14 protein-coding genes, 1 tRNA gene, 1 pseudogene and 1 riboswitch are annotated in these 17,371 nt (G+C 66.0%); of the genes and pseudogenes, 10 read left to right on the top strand and 6 right to left on the bottom strand.

The window, feature by feature from the left end; translation table 11 throughout:
• The first annotated feature begins 7 nt into the window (after window positions 1–7).
• The 4 genes from hrcA to DFR39_RS09445 all read left to right on the top strand — a co-directional run bounded on the left by hrcA (window position 8) and on the right by DFR39_RS09445 (window position 4,812).
• Complete coding sequence (gene hrcA / locus DFR39_RS09460; protein ID WP_133603305.1) at window positions 8–1,024, top strand: heat-inducible transcriptional repressor HrcA; 1,017 nt, start codon at window positions 8–10, stop codon at window positions 1,022–1,024.
• A gap of 79 nt (window positions 1,025–1,103) precedes the next feature.
• Window positions 1,104–1,180: transfer RNA gene (locus DFR39_RS09455), tRNA-Ile, on the top strand.
• Between the two features lie 132 nt (window positions 1,181–1,312).
• A riboswitch (cyclic di-GMP riboswitch) is annotated at window positions 1,313–1,404 on the top strand.
• An 82-nt stretch (window positions 1,405–1,486) separates the two neighbouring features.
• On the top strand, window positions 1,487–3,244 hold the full coding sequence (locus DFR39_RS09450; RefSeq protein WP_133603304.1) for an Hsp70 family protein: 1,758 nt from the start codon (window positions 1,487–1,489) through the stop codon (window positions 3,242–3,244).
• The gene (locus DFR39_RS09445; protein ID WP_133603303.1) at window positions 3,244–4,812 is read left to right on the top strand and encodes a J domain-containing protein; all 1,569 of its coding nucleotides are present in this window, start codon (window positions 3,244–3,246) and stop codon (window positions 4,810–4,812) included. The genes DFR39_RS09450 and DFR39_RS09445 overlap by 1 nt, the downstream gene beginning before the upstream one ends.
• 69 nt (window positions 4,813–4,881) lie before the next feature.
• On the opposite strand, the pseudogene DFR39_RS20455 reads toward DFR39_RS09445, so the two are convergent.
• The 3 genes and pseudogenes from DFR39_RS20455 to DFR39_RS09435 form a co-directional block, all read right to left on the bottom strand.
• Window positions 4,882–4,983, bottom strand: a pseudogene (locus tag DFR39_RS20455) (hypothetical protein); the annotation flags it as partial.
• A 57-nt stretch (window positions 4,984–5,040) separates the two neighbouring features.
• Window positions 5,041–5,994 (bottom strand): carbohydrate kinase family protein, encoded by a 954-nt coding sequence (locus tag DFR39_RS09440; protein WP_133603302.1) that lies wholly within the window; start codon window positions 5,992–5,994, stop codon window positions 5,041–5,043.
• Between the two features lie 133 nt (window positions 5,995–6,127).
• Window positions 6,128–7,225, bottom strand: a complete 1,098-nt coding sequence (locus DFR39_RS09435; RefSeq protein WP_133603301.1) for a porin — start codon at window positions 7,223–7,225, stop codon at window positions 6,128–6,130.
• Window positions 7,226–7,542: 317 nt separating this feature from the next.
• On the opposite strand from DFR39_RS09435, the gene DFR39_RS09430 reads away from it, so the two are divergent.
• A complete protein-coding gene (locus tag DFR39_RS09430) occupies window positions 7,543–8,433 on the top strand; it encodes an acyltransferase (RefSeq protein ID WP_133603300.1) in 891 nt (296 codons plus the stop codon).
• 38 nt (window positions 8,434–8,471) lie between these two features.
• Here the strand turns inward: DFR39_RS09430 and ribA are convergent, their stop codons facing one another.
• The 3 genes from ribA to DFR39_RS09415 form a co-directional block, all read right to left on the bottom strand.
• Complete coding sequence (gene ribA / locus DFR39_RS09425) at window positions 8,472–9,107, bottom strand: GTP cyclohydrolase II (protein WP_246030763.1); 636 nt, start codon at window positions 9,105–9,107, stop codon at window positions 8,472–8,474.
• A gap of 92 nt (window positions 9,108–9,199) precedes the next feature.
• Window positions 9,200–9,691, bottom strand: a complete 492-nt coding sequence (locus tag DFR39_RS09420; protein WP_246030762.1) for an outer membrane lipoprotein — start codon at window positions 9,689–9,691, stop codon at window positions 9,200–9,202.
• A gap of 119 nt (window positions 9,692–9,810) precedes the next feature.
• On the bottom strand, window positions 9,811–10,368 hold the full coding sequence (locus DFR39_RS09415; RefSeq protein ID WP_133603298.1) for an HNH endonuclease: 558 nt from the start codon (window positions 10,366–10,368) through the stop codon (window positions 9,811–9,813).
• 270 nt (window positions 10,369–10,638) lie between these two features.
• Between DFR39_RS09415 and DFR39_RS09410 the strand changes: the two genes are divergently transcribed.
• The 5 genes from DFR39_RS09410 to DFR39_RS09390 are packed head-to-tail and all read left to right on the top strand — an operon-like array spanning window position 10,639 to window position 17,336.
• The gene (locus DFR39_RS09410; RefSeq protein ID WP_246030779.1) at window positions 10,639–11,367 is read left to right on the top strand and encodes a TetR/AcrR family transcriptional regulator; all 729 of its coding nucleotides are present in this window, start codon (window positions 10,639–10,641) and stop codon (window positions 11,365–11,367) included.
• A gap of 21 nt (window positions 11,368–11,388) precedes the next feature.
• Complete coding sequence (locus DFR39_RS09405; protein ID WP_133603296.1) at window positions 11,389–13,179, top strand: acyl-CoA dehydrogenase C-terminal domain-containing protein; 1,791 nt, start codon at window positions 11,389–11,391, stop codon at window positions 13,177–13,179.
• Between the two features lie 44 nt (window positions 13,180–13,223).
• A complete protein-coding gene (locus tag DFR39_RS09400) occupies window positions 13,224–13,661 on the top strand; it encodes a DUF2147 domain-containing protein (RefSeq protein ID WP_133603295.1) in 438 nt (145 codons plus the stop codon).
• Between the two features lie 36 nt (window positions 13,662–13,697).
• Complete coding sequence (locus DFR39_RS09395) at window positions 13,698–16,094, top strand: 3-hydroxyacyl-CoA dehydrogenase/enoyl-CoA hydratase family protein (protein ID WP_133603294.1); 2,397 nt, start codon at window positions 13,698–13,700, stop codon at window positions 16,092–16,094.
• Between the two features lie 27 nt (window positions 16,095–16,121).
• Complete coding sequence (locus DFR39_RS09390; RefSeq protein ID WP_133603293.1) at window positions 16,122–17,336, top strand: acetyl-CoA C-acyltransferase; 1,215 nt, start codon at window positions 16,122–16,124, stop codon at window positions 17,334–17,336.
• Window positions 17,337–17,371 lie beyond the last annotated feature (35 nt).

The following is a 17,371-nucleotide window of genomic DNA, read 5'->3' as shown; positions in this document are numbered from 1 at the left end:
TGAAAACATGCTCGACGAGCGCGCCAAATCACTGCTGAAGACCCTGGTTGAACGCTATATCGCGGACGGCCAGCCCGTGGGCTCACGCACGCTCTCCAAGGCCTCGGGCCTGGAGCTGAGTCCGGCGACCATCCGCAATGTGATGGCCGACCTGGAGGAGCTCGGCCTGATCGCCAGCCCTCACACCAGCGCGGGTCGTGTGCCCACGGCCCGGGGCTATCGGCTTTTTGTCGACACCATGCTGACCGCGGCTCCGGGGCTTGTGGCCGACACTCGTCCGCTGGAGCAGCAACTGCAGCCTGACCAGCCGCAGCGCGTGATCGCCAGCGCCGCCCAGCTGCTGTCCAACCTCTCCAGCTTCGTGGGCGTGGTCACCGCGCCGCGCAAGCCCAGCGTCTTCCACCATATCGAATTCCTGCGCCTGGGCGAACGCCGGGTCTTGGTCATCATGGTGGCGCCCGATGGCGATGTGCAGAACCGCGTGATCTTCACCGCCCAGGATCTGAGCCAGGCCGAGCTGGCCGAGGCCAGCAACCGGCTCAATGCGCACTACGCCGGCCTGAGCCTGGAGTCGGTGCGCGAGAAGCTCAAGAGCGAGGTGGATGCGCTGCGCGGCGAGATCGCCCAGCTCATGAGCGCGGCCGTGCAGGTGGGCACCGAGGCCATGCAGCACGAGGAAGACCGCGTGGTGGTCTCCGGCGAGCGCAATCTGCTCACCGTGCAGGACTTCAGCCACGATATGGGCAGCCTGCGCCGGCTCTTCGACCTCTTCGAGCAGAAGACCCAGCTGATGCGCCTGCTGGACGTGTCCAGCCGCGCCGAGGGCGTGCGCATCTATATCGGCGGCGAGAGCCAGGTCGTGCCCTTCGAGGAGCTGTCCATCGTCTCTGCCCCGTACGAGGTGGACGGCCAGGTGGTGGGCACCCTGGGCGTGATCGGCCCCACCCGCATGGCCTACGACCGCATGATCCAGATCGTGGACATCACCTCGCGCATGGTCAGTCAAGCGCTGAGCCAGAAGTAGGCGCGAGTCGCCCTATACAATCCGCGCTCCCGGCACCCCGCCGGGCGTAATGGCGGTGCCGTCCTGGCACCGGTCACGGGGGCCGTTAGCTCAGTTGGTTAGAGCAGGGGACTCATAATCCCTTGGTCACAGGTTCAAGTCCTGTACGGCCTACCACCCGCCCCACCGAAACCGCCTTACTCCGTGGAGTTTGCCGCGCATTCGGCCGGCCAGCCCCGCTGCTTCGCCCCAAAGGGTGATGCCGGCGCTGTAAGCGACTGTTAACCTTCGCGGCGTTCTGACCCGTGGGGTCAGCAAAGGCAAAGCCGGTGTGAACCGGTGACGCAAAGCCTCCGGTCTTTGACGCTGCAGACGCCGTCAAAGATAGCGGGGTTGCCGGTTCGGACTCGCGCCAATCGCCAGCCATCCTGCGGGATGCATGCGCTGCCTTTGTTCTGTCACTGACTTCAAAGGCATGCAGCCATGAGTTCTGAGCGTAGCGCCGGCCCCAGCGTGCCGGCCATCGTGGGTATCGATCTGGGCACCACCAACTCTCTGGTGGCGTTCTGGCACAACGGGCAGGCGCATCTTGTGCCGAATGCGCTGGGCAAGTCCCTCACGCCCTCCGTGGTGAGTCTGGATGAAGACGGTTCCATCCTGATTGGCGAGGCCGCGCGCGAGCGTGTGCAGACGCATCCCTGGCTCAGTGCCGCAGCCTTCAAGCGCGGCATGGGCAGCGACCGGCTGTACCGCCTGGGCGATCGTAGTTTCCGCGCCGAGGAGCTTTCTGCCCTGGTGCTGAAATCCTTGCGGGCGGATGTCCGCGCCCTGTTCGGCTGCGATGTGGACCAGGCGGTCATCACGGTGCCGGCCTACTTCTCCGATGCCCAAAGGGCCGCTACCCGCAATGCAGGCCTGATGGCGGGCTTCAGCGATGTCAGCCTGCTCAACGAGCCGACGGCTGCCGCACTGGCCTATGGGCTCCACGAACAAGGGGATGCTCAGTTCCTGGTCTTCGACTTCGGCGGTGGCACTTTTGATGTGTCCATCCTGGAGTTGTTCAGCGGGGTGATGGAAGTGCGGGCCACGGCTGGCGACAATATGCTCGGTGGCGACGATGTGGACGCTTGCCTCGAGCGCTGGGTGTTTGAGCGTGCCAGTTTGCCGGCCAGCCTGCGTGAAGACGCCCTGTTCATGGCGCGCTTGCGTGCTCACTGCGAGACGGCAAAACGGGCGCTGGCGCAGGACGATCAGGCCAGTATCCGTTTCCGGCACGAGTCCGTCTCGGTGGATCTGGTGCTCAGCCTGTCGCAGCTTGAGCAGTTGATCCAGCCTCTGCTGGAGCGCTTGCGCGGGCCGGTGGAAGTCGCAGTGCGCGATGCACGCATCAGCCCGCAGCAGCTTTCGGCCGTGGTGCTGGCCGGCGGTAGTTCGCGCCTGCGCGCTGTGCGTCAGTTGGCAACCCGGCTGTTCGGTCAGTTCCCCAGTATCAGCCACAACCCCGATGAAGTGGTCGCGCTGGGCGCTGCCGTGCAAGCGGGTCTTCGCGCCCAGGCCGCCGACCTGAGCGAGCGGGTGATGACGGATGTCTGCCCCTACACCCTCGGCATCGAGATTTCCAAACAGCTCACCGCCGAGCGGCGTGTCGAGGGCTTTATGTCGCCCGTGCTGCCGCGCAATCTGGTGGTGCCCGCCAGCCGTGTGGAGCGCTTCTACCCGGTTCACGAGGGCCAGACCATTGTCTGCCTTCGGGTCTTCCAAGGAGAGGCGCGACTGGTCAAGGACAACATCGCCCTGGGTGAGCTTGAGGTCAAGCTCACTCCCCCGGACGGCAAGACCCGGCGTGCTGTCGACGTGCGCTTCACCTACGACGTGGATGGTTTGCTGGAGGTCGAGGCCACGCCATTGTGCGACGAGTTGCCGGCCGGTCCCTTGAAGCGGCTGGTGCTGCAGAGCAGCGAGCAGCGCCTCTCGCCCGAAGAAGTGCAGGCCCGCTTGGACAAGCTGGCGACGCTCAAGCTTCATCCGCGCGAGCGCCTTGAGGTCCGAACCCTGCTTGCGCGTGCCGAGCGCCTGCACATGCAGCTCAATGGCGAAGCTCGCCAGCAGGTGTCCGAATCGATCAGCCAGTTCGAGCTGGCGCTCGAATCGCAGGATGCCCGCCGGATCGAGCCTGCTCGCGAAGCTTTGCGTCGCTTGCTTGAGATGCATGAGGCCAGCTCGCCGCTGGGAGCCTGGTGATGCGTCTTCTGCTGCCCGACTATTTCGCGGCACTGGAGCTGACGCCGCAGGCGGATGAGGCAGAGGTCAAGCGTGCCTATGCGCAGCGGCTCAAGCAGATCAACCGCCAGGCAGACCCCCAGCGCTTTCAGGAGCTGCGCGCTCACTACGAGGCCGCACTCGCCCACGTGCGTGAAGGGCGCGGCTTCGTGATGGTGGATGAAGCGCCGGAGCCTTTGGCCGAGGCCCAGCAGGCGCCTGTGGCGCCTGTGGCGCCTGGCGGCGATGCACCGCCCGCAGAGCCGGCCCCCGCGCCCGAGATCCTACTCAGCCCACTCAGCCCACTCAGCCCGCGCGAGCAAGCGCAGCAAGTGTTTGACGCCATGGCGGCTGAGTTCTGTCACCTCTCCTTGCTGGAGCTGCCTCCGGCCAAGAGTGTGCTGAGCAAATGGCTGCGCTCTCCCGAGCTGGTGTCGCTGGAGGCTGGCGAGCATTTCCGCGGCCTGCTCCAGGAGGCCATTTGCGAGCGGCGCCTGGGCCGGCACACGGCCCTGCTGCTGTTCGCCGCGATGGAGGTGCTGGGCTGGCAGGATGCGCAGACCCTGGTCCAGCCGGACAGCGCCGCCTACTGGCGCCTGCAAACGGTGCTGGACGGAGCCTTGAGTCTGAGCTACGAGCATCAAAGACTCTGGCGCTGGCTGGCCCAGGCGCCGAATGGCGATGTGCTCAGCTACATGCCCGCCGTCGAGCAGGACTTCGACTGGGACAATCCAGTGCAGCAGCTCTGCTGCGAGCCTGGAGAGTTGGAGGCATGGCAGAGACTGGGTTCGGCGCACACGCCTTTGGACGTGCTGCCATCCTCCCGGCCACGACCCCAGCTCGGCTTTCTGGAAAAGCTCAACTTCCATCGGTCTTTGTGGCTCTGCATGTCCCTCATGATGCTGTGCATTTGGGGGGGCGACAGTCTTGTTCGTGGCTACGCCGCCAGGAAAAACAGTGTTGGGGAGCAGCAGGCCTGTACTGCCACGATGGCGCGCGCTGCGACAGCCCGCTGGCGCAATATCAGCGCGGCCGAAATCGGACGTCTGGAGCAATGTGCCGTGAAGTCTCCGCCCGAGCGCTGCGAGGACCGCGAGCGGCTGCGCACACTCAGCGCGCTGGGGCGTGCGCTGAGCGGGGGTGATGAACACTACGTGCGGCGCCCCGCGGAGGTGATCTTCAACACGACCCAGGGCCTGCTTTACGAGGTCAAAGGTGGTTGCCCCAGTCTGGCGGCCGAGGCCTTGCGCCAGGACTGGTGGCTGAAGATGGATCATCTGCCCTCGGCCCGGCACTTGGTCAAACAGGTGGCGAACTGCGCGAGTGATGGCTTCTTCGAGAGCAGGGATTCCTGGGAGCATGACTATCTGGCCTTGCGACTCCTTCAGCTGACCGATGCTTGGCAGTCCGTCCAACCTCGCTCCGGCGGTCAGGCCAAATCCTCGTCCGAAGCGCCGGTGCTGAAGCTGGAGCAGTTGCTGTCGCGCTCACCCCTGCTGGAGACTGCGCCGACTCTGGAGGGGGAGGCGCGCTGGCCCGCCTGCCGCTGAGCGCTGCTCGGCGGCAGAGACGGTGTCTCAGGCCCATCACGCTGGCGCACCGGCAGACCCGCTTCGCCCTCACTCCCTCTCAATCTTCAAGGCACTCAGCACGCTGCCCTGCAGCGTGCCCTTGACCTCCAGGAAGCGGCCCGGCTGCAGGGTGCTGGCGCTCAGGCCCTTGAAGGTGGTGCTGGGTCAGTACAACTCAGCCCAACACGCCCCCGGCGCAGCTGGACCTCAAGTCGCTGCCGCCTCGCCCGACACCAGGCGCACCCGGGGCATCAGCGCCATCACCTGCTTCAGGCTGGGCGCTTGCGCCCCGGCCAGTGTGCAGGCGGCGCTGCCGGCCGCAACGGCAAAGGCCAGATGCTGGGCTGGCGTGCGAGCCGAGCCTGCCTGCATGCGGCTCGCCAACAGGCCGGCCATGGCGGCATCGCCCGCGCCCACGGTATCCACAAGCTCGATGGCGGGGGGCGTGGCCTGCCAGGTGCCATTCGGCGTATAGAGACTGGCACCCGCCGCACCCTCGGTGTAGAGCCACCACGCCTGGGGGTTCCAGGAGCGCAGCAGCTTGAGCGCGGCATCGGCCTCCATGCCGGGCATCAGGGCGGCGAGATCCTCGTCGGAGAGCTTGATGATGCTGGCGATACGGCACATCTGCTCAAAGCTGGCCCGGTAGTCTTCGCCCATGGCCTTGCGGTGATTGGGGTCGTAGGCAATGTTCAGACCCCGGGCGGCCAGCGCTGAAGCCAAGGCGATCAGGCGCTGGGACAGGGGTGGGCGGGCCAGGCTGATGCCACCGAAATGGACCCAGCTGGCCTGCTCGGACCAGCCTGCGGGCAGCAGCTCAGGGTCGAAGTCAAGGTCGGCGCTGTTCTCGCCCACAAAGAAGTAGTGCGGCGGGTGGGCCTGCGGCACCATGGCCAGCAAGGGCGCTTTGTCCACACGCTGCAGGAAGCGCAGGTCCAGCCCGCTGGCTTGGCTGTCACGCCAGAGTTCGTCGCCGAAGCAGTCCTGGCTGATGGCTCCGGCGAAGGCGCTGCGCAGGCCCAGGGCCGCAGCGGCGCGGGCCACGTTCCATCCCGATCCGCCGCTGCGGGCCAGCCAGCGCTGGCTGTGCGGCGCTTCGCGAATCATGTCGGTCAGGGCTTCGCCCAGGGCGACGAAGCGTGGCATGGCTTGGCTGCTCATGCTGCAAGTGTCGCCCGAGCAGCGCGACGAATGGAAAAGAGCCCACCGCGGGGTGGGCTCCACAATGCCAGGCCCCAAGCCCGCAGTGGCATCCTCGCAGGGGCGGGAAGGCGTCGCGGGCAGGGGGGCGGACTTAGAAGCTGTGGCGGATGCCGGTCACGAACTCGGTGAGGTCGCGTTCGCCACCATTGATCAGCCCCGCCGGGATGCCACCCGCGGCGCGCGGCACATAGCTACCGACGTCATTGTTGAAGCGGGTGAGCGAGCTGTACAGCGCGGTGCGCTTGGACAGGTCGTACTGGTAGCCCAGGCCGAAGGCCTGGCTCTTGCCCTCGTTCAACACGTGCTTGTTCTTGCTCTCCACATACTGGGTCTTGAACGTGTGCTGCCCCAGGGTGTAGCTAGCACCCAGCCAGTAGCCGTCGCCATCGGCATTGGTGGCCGAGCGGTCGTCCACCGAGATCACGCCGCCATTGACCTTGTAGGGACCGAAGGCATAAGACGCAGCACCGGCCACGGTGCGGGTCTTCAGGCCCAGGGTGTTGGCCTTGTCGTCCACGAAGGAGATCTGGGCATCGAAGCCGCCGTGGGTGTAGCGGCCGTAGATGTCGGCCACGCGGTTGCCCTTGGTGTCGCCCGCCACTTCTCCCATGCCCCACAGGGCGCCGGCGCTGAAGCCGCTGTAGTTCTGCGACTCGAACTTGATGGAGTTGTTGATGCGGGTGGGGCCGCCGTTGCTGGTGGCTGAGCCGTCGCCGCCGCGCACCGGCTCATAGCCCTTGAAGCCGCCGATCAGGGCGGTGCTGGCACCGAAGCTATTGTTGGAGAACTGGCTGAAGTCGCTGCTCAGGCTATAGAGGCTGCCGTACTGGCGGCCCAGCGAGACCTTGCCGTAGGGCGTGGACAGGCCCACAAAGGCTTGGCGGCCCCAGAAGGCGTCATTGCTCTGGCTGCCGCTGTCCAGATTGATGCCGGACTCCAGGGTGAAGAACGCCCGCAGACCACCGCCCAGGTCTTCAACGCCACGCAGGCCGAAGCGCGAGCCGTTCAGGCCACCGGATTGCACGCGGGTGCTGGTGGAGGCGCCGTCGAGCAGCTGCACATTGGCGTCCGCCACGCCGTAGAGCGTGATGTGGCTGCCGCCGCTGCCATTGCTCGTGGATTGCGCCATGGCGGCGGAACTGGCGGCGAGGGCCAGGGCGGAGAGTGCAATCGTCTTGTACTTCATCATCAAATACAGGTCCTTCCAGTGGATTGGCCCGCCGGGAAGGGATGGCGGACCCTGCGTGGCGGCGCCCCTCGACACCGTCACGATTCACAGTTCTGGCCTGTGCCCGGAATGAAAAGAGCCGAGTTCCGCAATGCTGTATTGCGGAATCAGGGTCAATCCGAGTCTTGAAAATCACTTGTCTGCCCCCAACTAATGGCGCACTAGCGAGGCTGTTGTGCCCTTTCGCGCTCGCGTACTTCGCTGGGCCGATGCTGGCGCTTATGGCGCGCGCGCGTCATGGGGCATGATGTCGGCTTTTTGCTGACCGACTGCTCCCGATGTTGCGACTTCTTCCGGCCCCTCTGCGCGGCTTGCTGGCTGCCACTTTGCTCGGCCTGGGCACCTTGATCGGCTTTGCGCTGATGATCCTGCCGGCGCTGCTCAAGTTGCTGATTCCCGTCGAGTCGGTGCGCGCGCTTTGCACGCGGGCGATCAGCGGCGTCGCCACCGGCTGGGTGGCGCTCAACAATGCCTGGATTGCCGGTGTGGGCGCGGCGGACTGGGATGTGCGGGGCCTGGACGGGTTGAGCCCGCAGGGTTGGTATCTGGTGTCACCCAATCACCAGAGCTGGGTGGACATCCTGGTGCTGCAGCGGGTGTTTCACCGCCGCATCCCCTTCCTGAAGTTCTTTCTCAAGCATGAGCTGATCTGGGTGCCGGTGATCGGGCTGTGCTGGTGGGCGCTGGACTTTCCCTTCATGAAGCGCGGCCGCGGCAAGGGCGCCAAGGCCGCCGATCTGGCCACCACCCGCAAGGCCTGCGAGAAGTTCAAGAAGACGCCGACCACGGTGATCAATTTCGTGGAGGGTACGCGCTTCACGCCCGCCAAGCATGCCGCCCAGGGCGGGCCGTACACGCATCTGCTCAAGCCCAAGGTCGGCGCCCTGAGTGTGGCCCTGGCCACCATGGGCGATCAGTTCGAGGCCCTGCTGGATGTGACCCTGGTCTACCCCGCGGGCACGCCCAGCTTCTGGGATCTGCTGTGCGGCCGGGTCGGCCCGGTGAGCGTGCGCATCCAGCGCCGCGAGATCCCGGCCGAGCTGGTGGGGCGTGATCCGCAGCACGATCGCAAGGTGCTGGTCCAGACCGGGCGCTGGATCGAAGCCCAGTGGGTGGAGAAGGATCAGCTGATCGGCGAGCTGCTCCAGGCCCGGCAGCCGTCGTCCTGAGTTCCTGAGCGGAGGCGGCAGGGCCGCCCGAGAGGGGCTCAGGGCAGCATGTGCAGCTGGTGGCCCAGCTTTTCGCGCTTGGTCTTGAGGTAGCGGCCGCTTTCCTCGTTGGACTCGACCTCGTGGCCTTCGCGGGCCACCACCTCGATGCCCAGCTCGTTGAGCGCCGCTTCCTTGAAGGGGTTGTTGCTCATCAGGCGCACCGAGCGCACGCGCAGATCGCGCAGGATGTCGGCGGCGGCATCAAAGCGGCGTGCGTCAATCGGCAGGCCCAGGGCCAGATTGGCCTCCACCGTGTCCAGGCCGGTGTCCTGCAGGGCATAGGCCCGCAGCTTCTGGGCCAGACCAATGCCCCGGCCTTCGTGGCCACGCAGATAGATCACGATGCCGCCCTCGGCCTCGATGCGCTGCAGTGCCAGGGCCAGCTGCTCGCCGCAGTCGCAGCGCAGTGAGCCCAGGATGTCGCCGGTGAAGCACTCGGAGTGCATGCGCAGCAGCACTTTGGCCTGATTACCCACCTCGCCCTTGACGATGACCACATGCTCGTCCGGATGGTCCTCTGCCTTGTAGACATGGACCATGAATTCCCCGTGCTTGGTCGGCAGGCGGGCGCTTGAGACGCGCTGGACCTTGGCGGCAGGGAGGGCAGGGGTGGGCGGGGACGGCTGAATCACGCGTGCAGGCTCTAAAAATGAGGACGCCCGCCGGGGCACAGCGGGCGCCTGAGGGCGTTATGGTAGCGCCCGCCGTGCGGTCTCGCCTGGCCTCAGTTCTTTTCGGCCGGTGCGCTGGGGGCGCTGCCGTAAGGCGCGCGAGTCACACGGGTCTTGCCGCCGGTGCTCACCAGGATGACGGCGTCGCCAGGGTTCAGGGTCTCATTGCCCTTGGCCTGGACGATGGCGCGGCGTTCACCATTGCGCAGCTGCACCAGCACTTCCACGGCATCTTCCTTGGTGACATTGCGCTCAATGGCATTGCCCAGGGCCGCACCGGCGACGGCGCCCAGCACGCCCACGATCTGGCCCTCGCGCTTGCCGCCCACGCTGGAGCCCGCGATGGCGCCGACCACGCCGCCGGTCACGGCGCCCGCGCCGCTTTGCGAGCCTTCCACCGTCACGGCGCGCACCGACAGCACGGTGGCATCCTGCACCTGGGACAGGCGCTGGGCGTCGCCGCGCTTGACCACATCGGGGCTGGTGGTGGAGCAGGCGGCCAGGGTCACGACAGCGGCGGCCAGCATCAGTTTGCGAATCATCATGGAACTCATCTCCTCAGGCAGATGGGCTGCCCAACGCTTGCCATTGTGCGGCCGTTGACCGCCGGCTCGCGGCGAGCAACAAGTCTTTACAGGCAAGGCGGCGCTTGAGGGCGGTGCGCTCAGGCGTGCAGGCGGCTGCTGCGTGGCACGCTGGCCAGCAGAAACTCCATCTGGTCGACCAGGATGCGGCGGCCGCGCAGGATCATGTCCTCGTGCAGATTGGGCACATAGGGCAGATAGAGCAGGCTCATGCGCGCCTCTTCGGGCAGCCGATTGCCTTTGCGCCCATTGCAGCCCCGGCAGGCCGTGATGCAGTTCATCCAGCTGTCGGCGCCGCCGCGCGAGGTGGGGATGATGTGCTCGCGGGTCAGGTCGTCCGGGTGGAAGCTGTGCCCGCAGTAGGCGCAGACATGGCGGTCGCGCGCGAAAAGCTTGTGATTGGAGAGGGCGGGCATCTGCCGCCAGGCCCGGCTGGGCACGGCGCCCCGCACCGCGATGATGGGGTGCACCTCGATGCGCGATTGCAGCCCGCTGACGCGCTGCAGCCCGCCACGCATCACATGGCAGGGGCTGCCCAGGGTCCAGGCGACGCCGTCGCTGGCATAGATCACCGCGGCTTCCTTGGTCGTGATCCAGGCCTGCGGCCGGCCGGAGATATCCAGTTGAAGAACATCCACAGCGTTGACCTCCGAGCGTCAGCGTACTGCATCAGTGGGTACCGACTCAAGGGCGCAAGCCCTGTCCGCGCCGGCGTGGATGCCGCACAACGGCTTCATCGGCCTGTCACGCCCGCCGATCAGCCTGGGCCGGGTTTAGGCGGCTGCCCCTAAAAAGCCGGTCCGGCCCGGCGCCTTTTTTTCGCGGAACTCTGGAAAATAGAACGACCGTTCGTTTTATTATTCCGACCTTCTCAGCCCAAGATCCTGGATCCTGCCGCCGTGTCCGCCCTGCCCGATATTCCGCACAAGTCTGGCGCCGCCGATGGTGGCCGGCGTTCTGCGCGCACCCTTCAGAAGGGGCAGCAGACCCGGGCCGCCATCCTGGAAGCGGCGCTGGGTCTGGCCTCCCATATGGGGCTGGAGGGGCTGTCCATCGGTGCCCTGGCTGACGTCACCAAGATGAGCAAGTCGGGCGTCTTTGCCCACTTCGGCTCGCGCGAGGAGCTGCAGATCGCCGTGGTGACCGAGTACCACGCCAAGTTCGAGGAAGAGGTCTTCTTCCCGGCGATCCGCGAGCCGCGCGGCCTGCCTCGCCTGCGTGCCCTGTTTGGCCGCTGGGTGCGCAGGGTGTCGGTGGAAATCGACTCCGGCTGCATCTATATCAGCGGTGCGGTCGAGTTTGACGACCGTCCCGGGCCGGTGCGCGACGCCCTGGTCACCATGGTCAAGGCCTGGCACGCGGCCCTTGAAAAGGCCATCGTGCTGGCCAAGCAGGCCAGCCACCTCAAGCCCGAGGCCGATGTGGATCAGATGTTGTTCGAGCTGCACGGTCTGATCCTGTCCCTTCACCACGATGCGCGCTTCCTGCGCCGCCCGGGCGCCTTGGCCCGTGCCAGCCAGGGTTTCGAGCGCATCGTCAGTTTCTACGCCACGCCGGCCGGCCTTGCGGCCGGTGCGGCCATTCCTGAGTCCGGTAAAACTACCAGCGCTTCCCGAAAAAAGCGTTTGTCCGCCTGAAATCAAACCGAGGAGTAAGACATGCCCCAGTACAACCCGCCGCTGCGCGATTTGAAGTTCGTGATGCACGAGCTGCTGAACGTGGTTGACGAGCTGAAGCTGCTGCCCGCGCACGCTGAGGTCGACGCCGACACCATCAACGCGGTGCTGGAAGAGGGCGGCAAGTTCGCCTCGGAAGTCATCGCGCCGCTGAACCTCTCCGGCGACGCCGAGGGCTGCAAGCTGGACAAGAGCAGCCACGAGGTCGCCACGCCCAAGGGCTTCAAGGAAGCCTACAAGCAGTATGTGGAAGGCGGCTGGCCCGCCCTGTCCTGCGATCCCGAGTACGGCGGCCAAGGCCTGCCCGTGCTGGTGAACCAGTGCATGTACGAGATGATGAACTCGGCCAACCAGGCCTGGACCATGTATCCGGGTCTGAGCCACGGCGCCTACGAGGCCCTGCACGCCCATGGCACGCCCGAGCAAAAGGCCACCTACCTGCCCAAGCTGACCAGCGGCGAGTGGACCGGCACCATGTGCCTGACCGAGCCGCACTGCGGCACGGACCTGGGCCTGCTGCGCACCAAGGCCGAGCCCCAGGCTGACGGCACTTACAAGATCACCGGCGCCAAGATCTTCATCTCGGCCGGCGAGCACGATATGGCCGAGAACATCGTCCACCTGGTGCTGGCCCGCCTGCCGGACGCCCCCGAAGGCTCCAAGGGCATCTCGCTCTTCGTGGTGCCCAAGTTCCTGGTGAATGCCGACGGCTCCCTGGGCGCGCGCAACCCGATCTTCTGCGCCGGCCTGGAGCACAAGATGGGCATCCACGCCAACTCCACCTGCCAGATGGTGCTGGAAGGCGCTGTGGGCACCCTGGTGGGCCAGCCCAACAAGGGCCTGGCCGCCATGTTCGTGATGATGAACGCCGCCCGCCTGGGCGTGGGCAATCAGTCCCTGGGCCTGACTGAGGTGGCCTACCAGAACGCCGTGGCCTACGCCAAGGACCGCATCCAGATGCGTGCCCTGTCGGGCCCCAAGGCACCGGACAAGCCGGCCGACCCCATCATCGTGCACCCGGACGTGCGCAAGATGCTGCTGACCGCCCGCGCCTATGCCGAAGGCGGCCGTGCCCTGGCCACCTATGTGGCCCTGCAGCTGGACAAGGCCCTGGCCTCGGACGATGAGGACGAGCGCAAGGCAGCTGATGCCGAGGTCGCCCTGCTGACCCCCATCATCAAGGCCTTCATCACCGACAACGGCTGGATCGCCACCTCGCACTGCATGCAGGTCTTCGGCGGCCATGGCTTCATCCACGAGTGGGGCATGGAGCAGTTCGTGCGCGATTCGCGCATCAACATGATCTATGAGGGCACCAACACCATCCAGTCCCTGGACCTGCTGGGCCGCAAGATTCTGGCCAACAACGGCGCCACGCTGAAGAAATTCGGCAAGAAGATCGCCGAGTTCGTGGAAGAAGAGGGCGTCAACGAGTCCATGCAGGAGTTCGTGAACCCGCTGGCCGACATCGGCGACAAGGTCACCAAGCTGACCACCGAGATCGGCATGAAGGCCTTCCAGAACCCCGACGAGGTGGGCGCCGCCGCCGTGGACTATCTGCGTGTGGTGGGTCACCTGACCTTCGCCTACTTCTGGGCCCGCATGGCCAAGATCGCGCTGGAAAAGAAGGACTCGGGCGATCCGTTCTACACCGCCAAGCTGGCCACCGCCCGCTTCTACTTCGCCAAGCTGCTGCCCGAGACCGCCGGTCTGATCCGCAGCTGCCGCGCCGGCCTCTCGCCGCTGATGGAAATGGACGAAGCCCTGTTCTAAGAACAGCAGTCTGAGCATCCCCCACAAAAACACCAGGAGACACCATGAAACAGCTGATTGCCGCCACCGCTCTGGGCCTTGTGTCCGGTCTTGTTCAAGCCCAGGCCACGCCCGTGGGCCTGTGGAAGACGATTGATGACGAAACCAAGACCGAGAAGGCGCTGGTGCGCATCACGGAGCTGGGTGGGGGGATGCTCAGCGGCCGGATCGAGAAGCTGCTGGCTGCCGATGCCAAGCCCGATGCCAAGTGCGACAAATGCGCTGACGATCGCAAGGACAAGCCCCTGGTGGGCCTGGAGATCATCCGCAATGTCGCCAAGGACGGCGAGGCCTGGGGCGGTGGCACCATCCTCGATTCGGCCAAGGGCAAGATTTACAAGGTCAGGATCACGCCCATCGAGGCGGGCAAGAAACTGGAAGTGCGCGGCTATATGGGAGCTCCCATGTTTGGTCGCACCCAGACCTGGATTCGCGTCGAATAAGCAGCACGACGTCATTCAACAATCAAAGGATTCATCATGAGTCGATTCCAAGTTCGCAAGGTGGCCGTGCTGGGCGCCGGCGTCATGGGCGCGCAGATCGCGGCCCATCTGGTCAATGTCAAGGTGCCGGTCGTGCTGTTCGACCTGCCCGCCAAGGAAGGCCCCAAGAACGGCATCGTCAGCAAGGCTGTCGAAGGGCTCAAGAAGCTCAAGCCCGCGCCCCTGGGCGTGGCCGAGAACGCCGCCCTGATCCAGCAGGCGAACTATGAGGAGCATCTGGAGCTGCTCAAGGACTGCGACCTCATCATCGAGGCCATCGCCGAGCGCATGGACTGGAAGCTGGATCTCTACACCAAGATCGCTCCCTTCGTCGCGCCGCATGCCATCGTGGCCTCCAACACCTCGGGCCTGAGCATCACCAAGCTCAGCGAGGTGCTGCCGGAAGAAATCAAGCCGCGCTTCTGCGGCATCCATTTCTTCAACCCGCCGCGCTATATGTACCTGGTCGAGCTGATCAACACGCCGACCACCAAGCCGGAAGTGATAGCCCAGCTGGAAAGCTTCGTCACCACCGCCGTGGGCAAGGGCGTGGTGCGCGCCAATGACACGCCCAACTTCGTGGCCAACCGCGTGGGCATCGCCGGCATGATGGCCACCATGATCGAGGCCGAGAAGTTCGGCCTGAGCGTGGATGTGGTGGACGACCTGACCGGCAAGAAGCTGGGCCGCGCCTCCAGCGGCACCTTCCGCACCGCCGACGTGGTGGGCCTGGACACCATGGCCCATGTCGTCAAGACCATGCAGGACAACCTGAAGGACGATCCCTTCTACTCGACCTACGCCACGCCCAAGGTGCTGGCCGGTCTGATCGAGAAGGGCGCCCTGGGCCAGAAGGCCGGCGCGGGCTTCTACAAGAAGGTCGGCAAGGACATCCAGCGTCTGGACTTCGCCACCGGTGAATACGTGGCCGGCGGCAAAAAGGCCGACGAGATCGTGGCCCGCATGCTGAAGAAGCCAGCCGCCGACCGCATCAAGCTGCTGCGCGAGTCGAGCAACCCGCAGGCCCAGTTCCTGTGGTCCATCCTGCGCGACTCCTTCCACTATGTGGCCGTGCATCTGGCCACCGTGGCCGATACGGCCCGCGAGATCGACTTCGCCATGCGCTGGGGCTTCGGCTCGCAACAAGGCCCCTTCGAGCTGTGGCAGGCTGCCGGCTGGAAGCAGGTCGCTGAATGGGTGAAGGCGGACATCGACGCCGGCAAGACCCTGTCCAGCGCGCCGCTGCCCGCCTGGGTGTTCGAGGGCCCGGTCGCCGACAACGGCGGCGTGCACAGCAAGGACGGCTCCTGGAGCGCCGCCGAGGGCAAGTTCAAGCCGCGCGCCAAGCTGCCGGTCTATGAGCGCCAGGCCTTCCCCGAGTCCCTGGTGGGCGAGGGCGTCGTCGAGCCCCTGAAGGCCGGTACCGAGCTCTTCAAGAACGAGGAAGTGCGCGTCTGGACCCTGGACGGCGAGGTGCTGATCGCCTCCATCAACTGCAAGCTGCACCTGATCAGCCCCACCGTCACCGAAGGCCTGCTCAAGGCCGTGGAGATCGCCGAGGCCGGCTACAAGGGCCTGGTGATCTGGAGCCCGGACGATGTGTTCTCCGCCGGTGCCAACCTGGAAGCGCTGATGCCGGTCTTCATGACCAAGGGCGCCAAGGGCATTGCCCCGGAAGAGAAGAAGCTGCAGGACATGATGCTGCGCATCCGCTATGCCAATGTGCCGGTCGTGGCTGCCATGCGCGGCCTGGCCCTGGGCGGCGGCTGCGAGCTGGCGGTGCACTGCGCCCGCCGCGTGGCGCATATGGAAAGCTATGTGGGCCTGGTGGAAGTGGGCGTGGGCCTGATCCCCGGCGGCGGCGGCCTGACCTATATCGCCCGCCGTGCGGCCGAGATGGCGGCAGCCGGCAATGCCAACGCTGACATCTTCGCCTTCCTGAAGGACGGCTTCACCAGCGCCGCCATGGCCAAGGTCGCGACCTCGGCCCTGGAAGCGCAGAAGCTGGGCTATCTGCTGGACAGCGACATCATCGTGCCGAACAAGGACGAGCTGCTCTTCGTCGCCAGCGCCCAGGTCAAGGCCATGGCCGACTCGGGCTACCGCGCGCCGCTCAAGACCAAGTTCCCGGTCGCGGGCCGCTCGGGCATCGCCACGGTCAAGTCCTCCCTGGCCAATATGCGTGACGGCGGCTTCATCAGCCAGCACGACTTCCACCTGGCCTCGCTGATCGCCGACGTGGTCTGCGGCGGCGATGTCGAGGCCGGCGCCCTGGTCACCGAGGAATACCTGATGGCCCTGGAGCGCAAGCACTTCTGCGCGCTGCTGGAGCACCCCAAGACCCAGGAACGCATCATGGGCATGCTGCAGACCGGCAAGCCGGTGCGCAACTGATACAGCGGCCTAGAAGGAAATCACATCATGAGCAAGCAAGTTCAAGAAGCCTATATCTGCGCCGCTACCCGTCTGCCCATCGGCAAGTCGGGCCGGGGCTATTTCAAGAACACGCGTCCGGACGAGATGCTGACCCGCGCCATCCAGGCCGCGCTGGCCCAGGTGCCGGGTCTTGACCCCGCCGCGATTGAAGACGCCATCATCGGCTGCTCCTTCCCCGAGGGTGAGCAGGGCATGAACATCGCCCGCGTGGCTGCCGTGCTGTCGGGCCTGCCCAATACCGTGGGCGGCGTGACCATCAACCGCTACTGCGCCTCGGGCATCACCGCCCTGGCCATGGCGGCGGACCGCATCCGCGTCGGCGAGGCCGAGGTGATGATCGCCGGTGGCGTGGAATCCATGTCCATGGTGCCCATGGGTGGCAACAAGCCCAGCTTCCCGCCCGCCATCTTCGAGCGTGACGAGAACATCGGCCTGGCCTATGGCATGGGCCTGACCGCCGAGAAGGTGGCCGACAAGTGGAAGGTCTCGCGCGAGGCCCAGGACGCCTTTGCCCTGGAATCGCACCGCCGCGCCCTGGCCGCGATTGAAGGCGGTTTCTTCAAGGACGAGATCACGCCCTTCGAGATCGTGGAGCGCCAGCCCGACCTGAGCGGTGACGGCGTCATCGTGAAGAAGCGCGTGGTGGACATCGACGAAGGTCCGCGCAAGGACACCTCGGCCGAAGGCCTGGCCAAGCTCAAGCCGGTGTTTGCTGCCAAGGGCAGTGTCACCGCCGGCAACAGCTCGCAGACCTCGGACGGCGCTGGCGCCCTGATCGTGGCCTCGGAAGCCGCGGTCAAGCGCTTCGGCCTGACCCCGCTGGCCCGCTTCGTGTCCTTCACCGTGCGCGGCGTGCCGCCTGAGATCATGGGCATCGGCCCCATCGAAGCGATTCCCGCCGCGCTCAAGCTGGCCGGCATCAGCGCTGCCGATCTGGACTGGGTGGAGCTTAACGAAGCCTTCGCCGCCCAGAGCCTAGCCGTGCTGAACGATCTGGACAGCAAGGGCATCGTGCTGGATCGCGCCAAGGTCAACCCCAATGGCGGCGCCATCGCCCTGGGCCACCCGCTGGGCGCCACCGGCGCCATCCGCGCGGCCTCGGTGATCCACGGCCTGCGCCGCACCGGCGGCAAGTACGGCATGGTGACCATGTGCGTGGGCGCCGGCCAGGGTGCCGCGGGCATCATCGAGCGCCTGTAAGCGCTCCACGGCAAGCGCGGCCCCGGCCGCGCTTT

Origin of the sequence: Roseateles asaccharophilus (assembly GCF_004362405.1) — a bacterium.
GTDB classification, from domain to species: Bacteria; Pseudomonadota; Gammaproteobacteria; order Burkholderiales; family Burkholderiaceae_C; genus Kinneretia; species Kinneretia asaccharophila.
The sequence above is the reverse complement of the archived record's forward strand: the minus strand, read 5'-3'. Positions and strand labels throughout refer to the sequence as shown.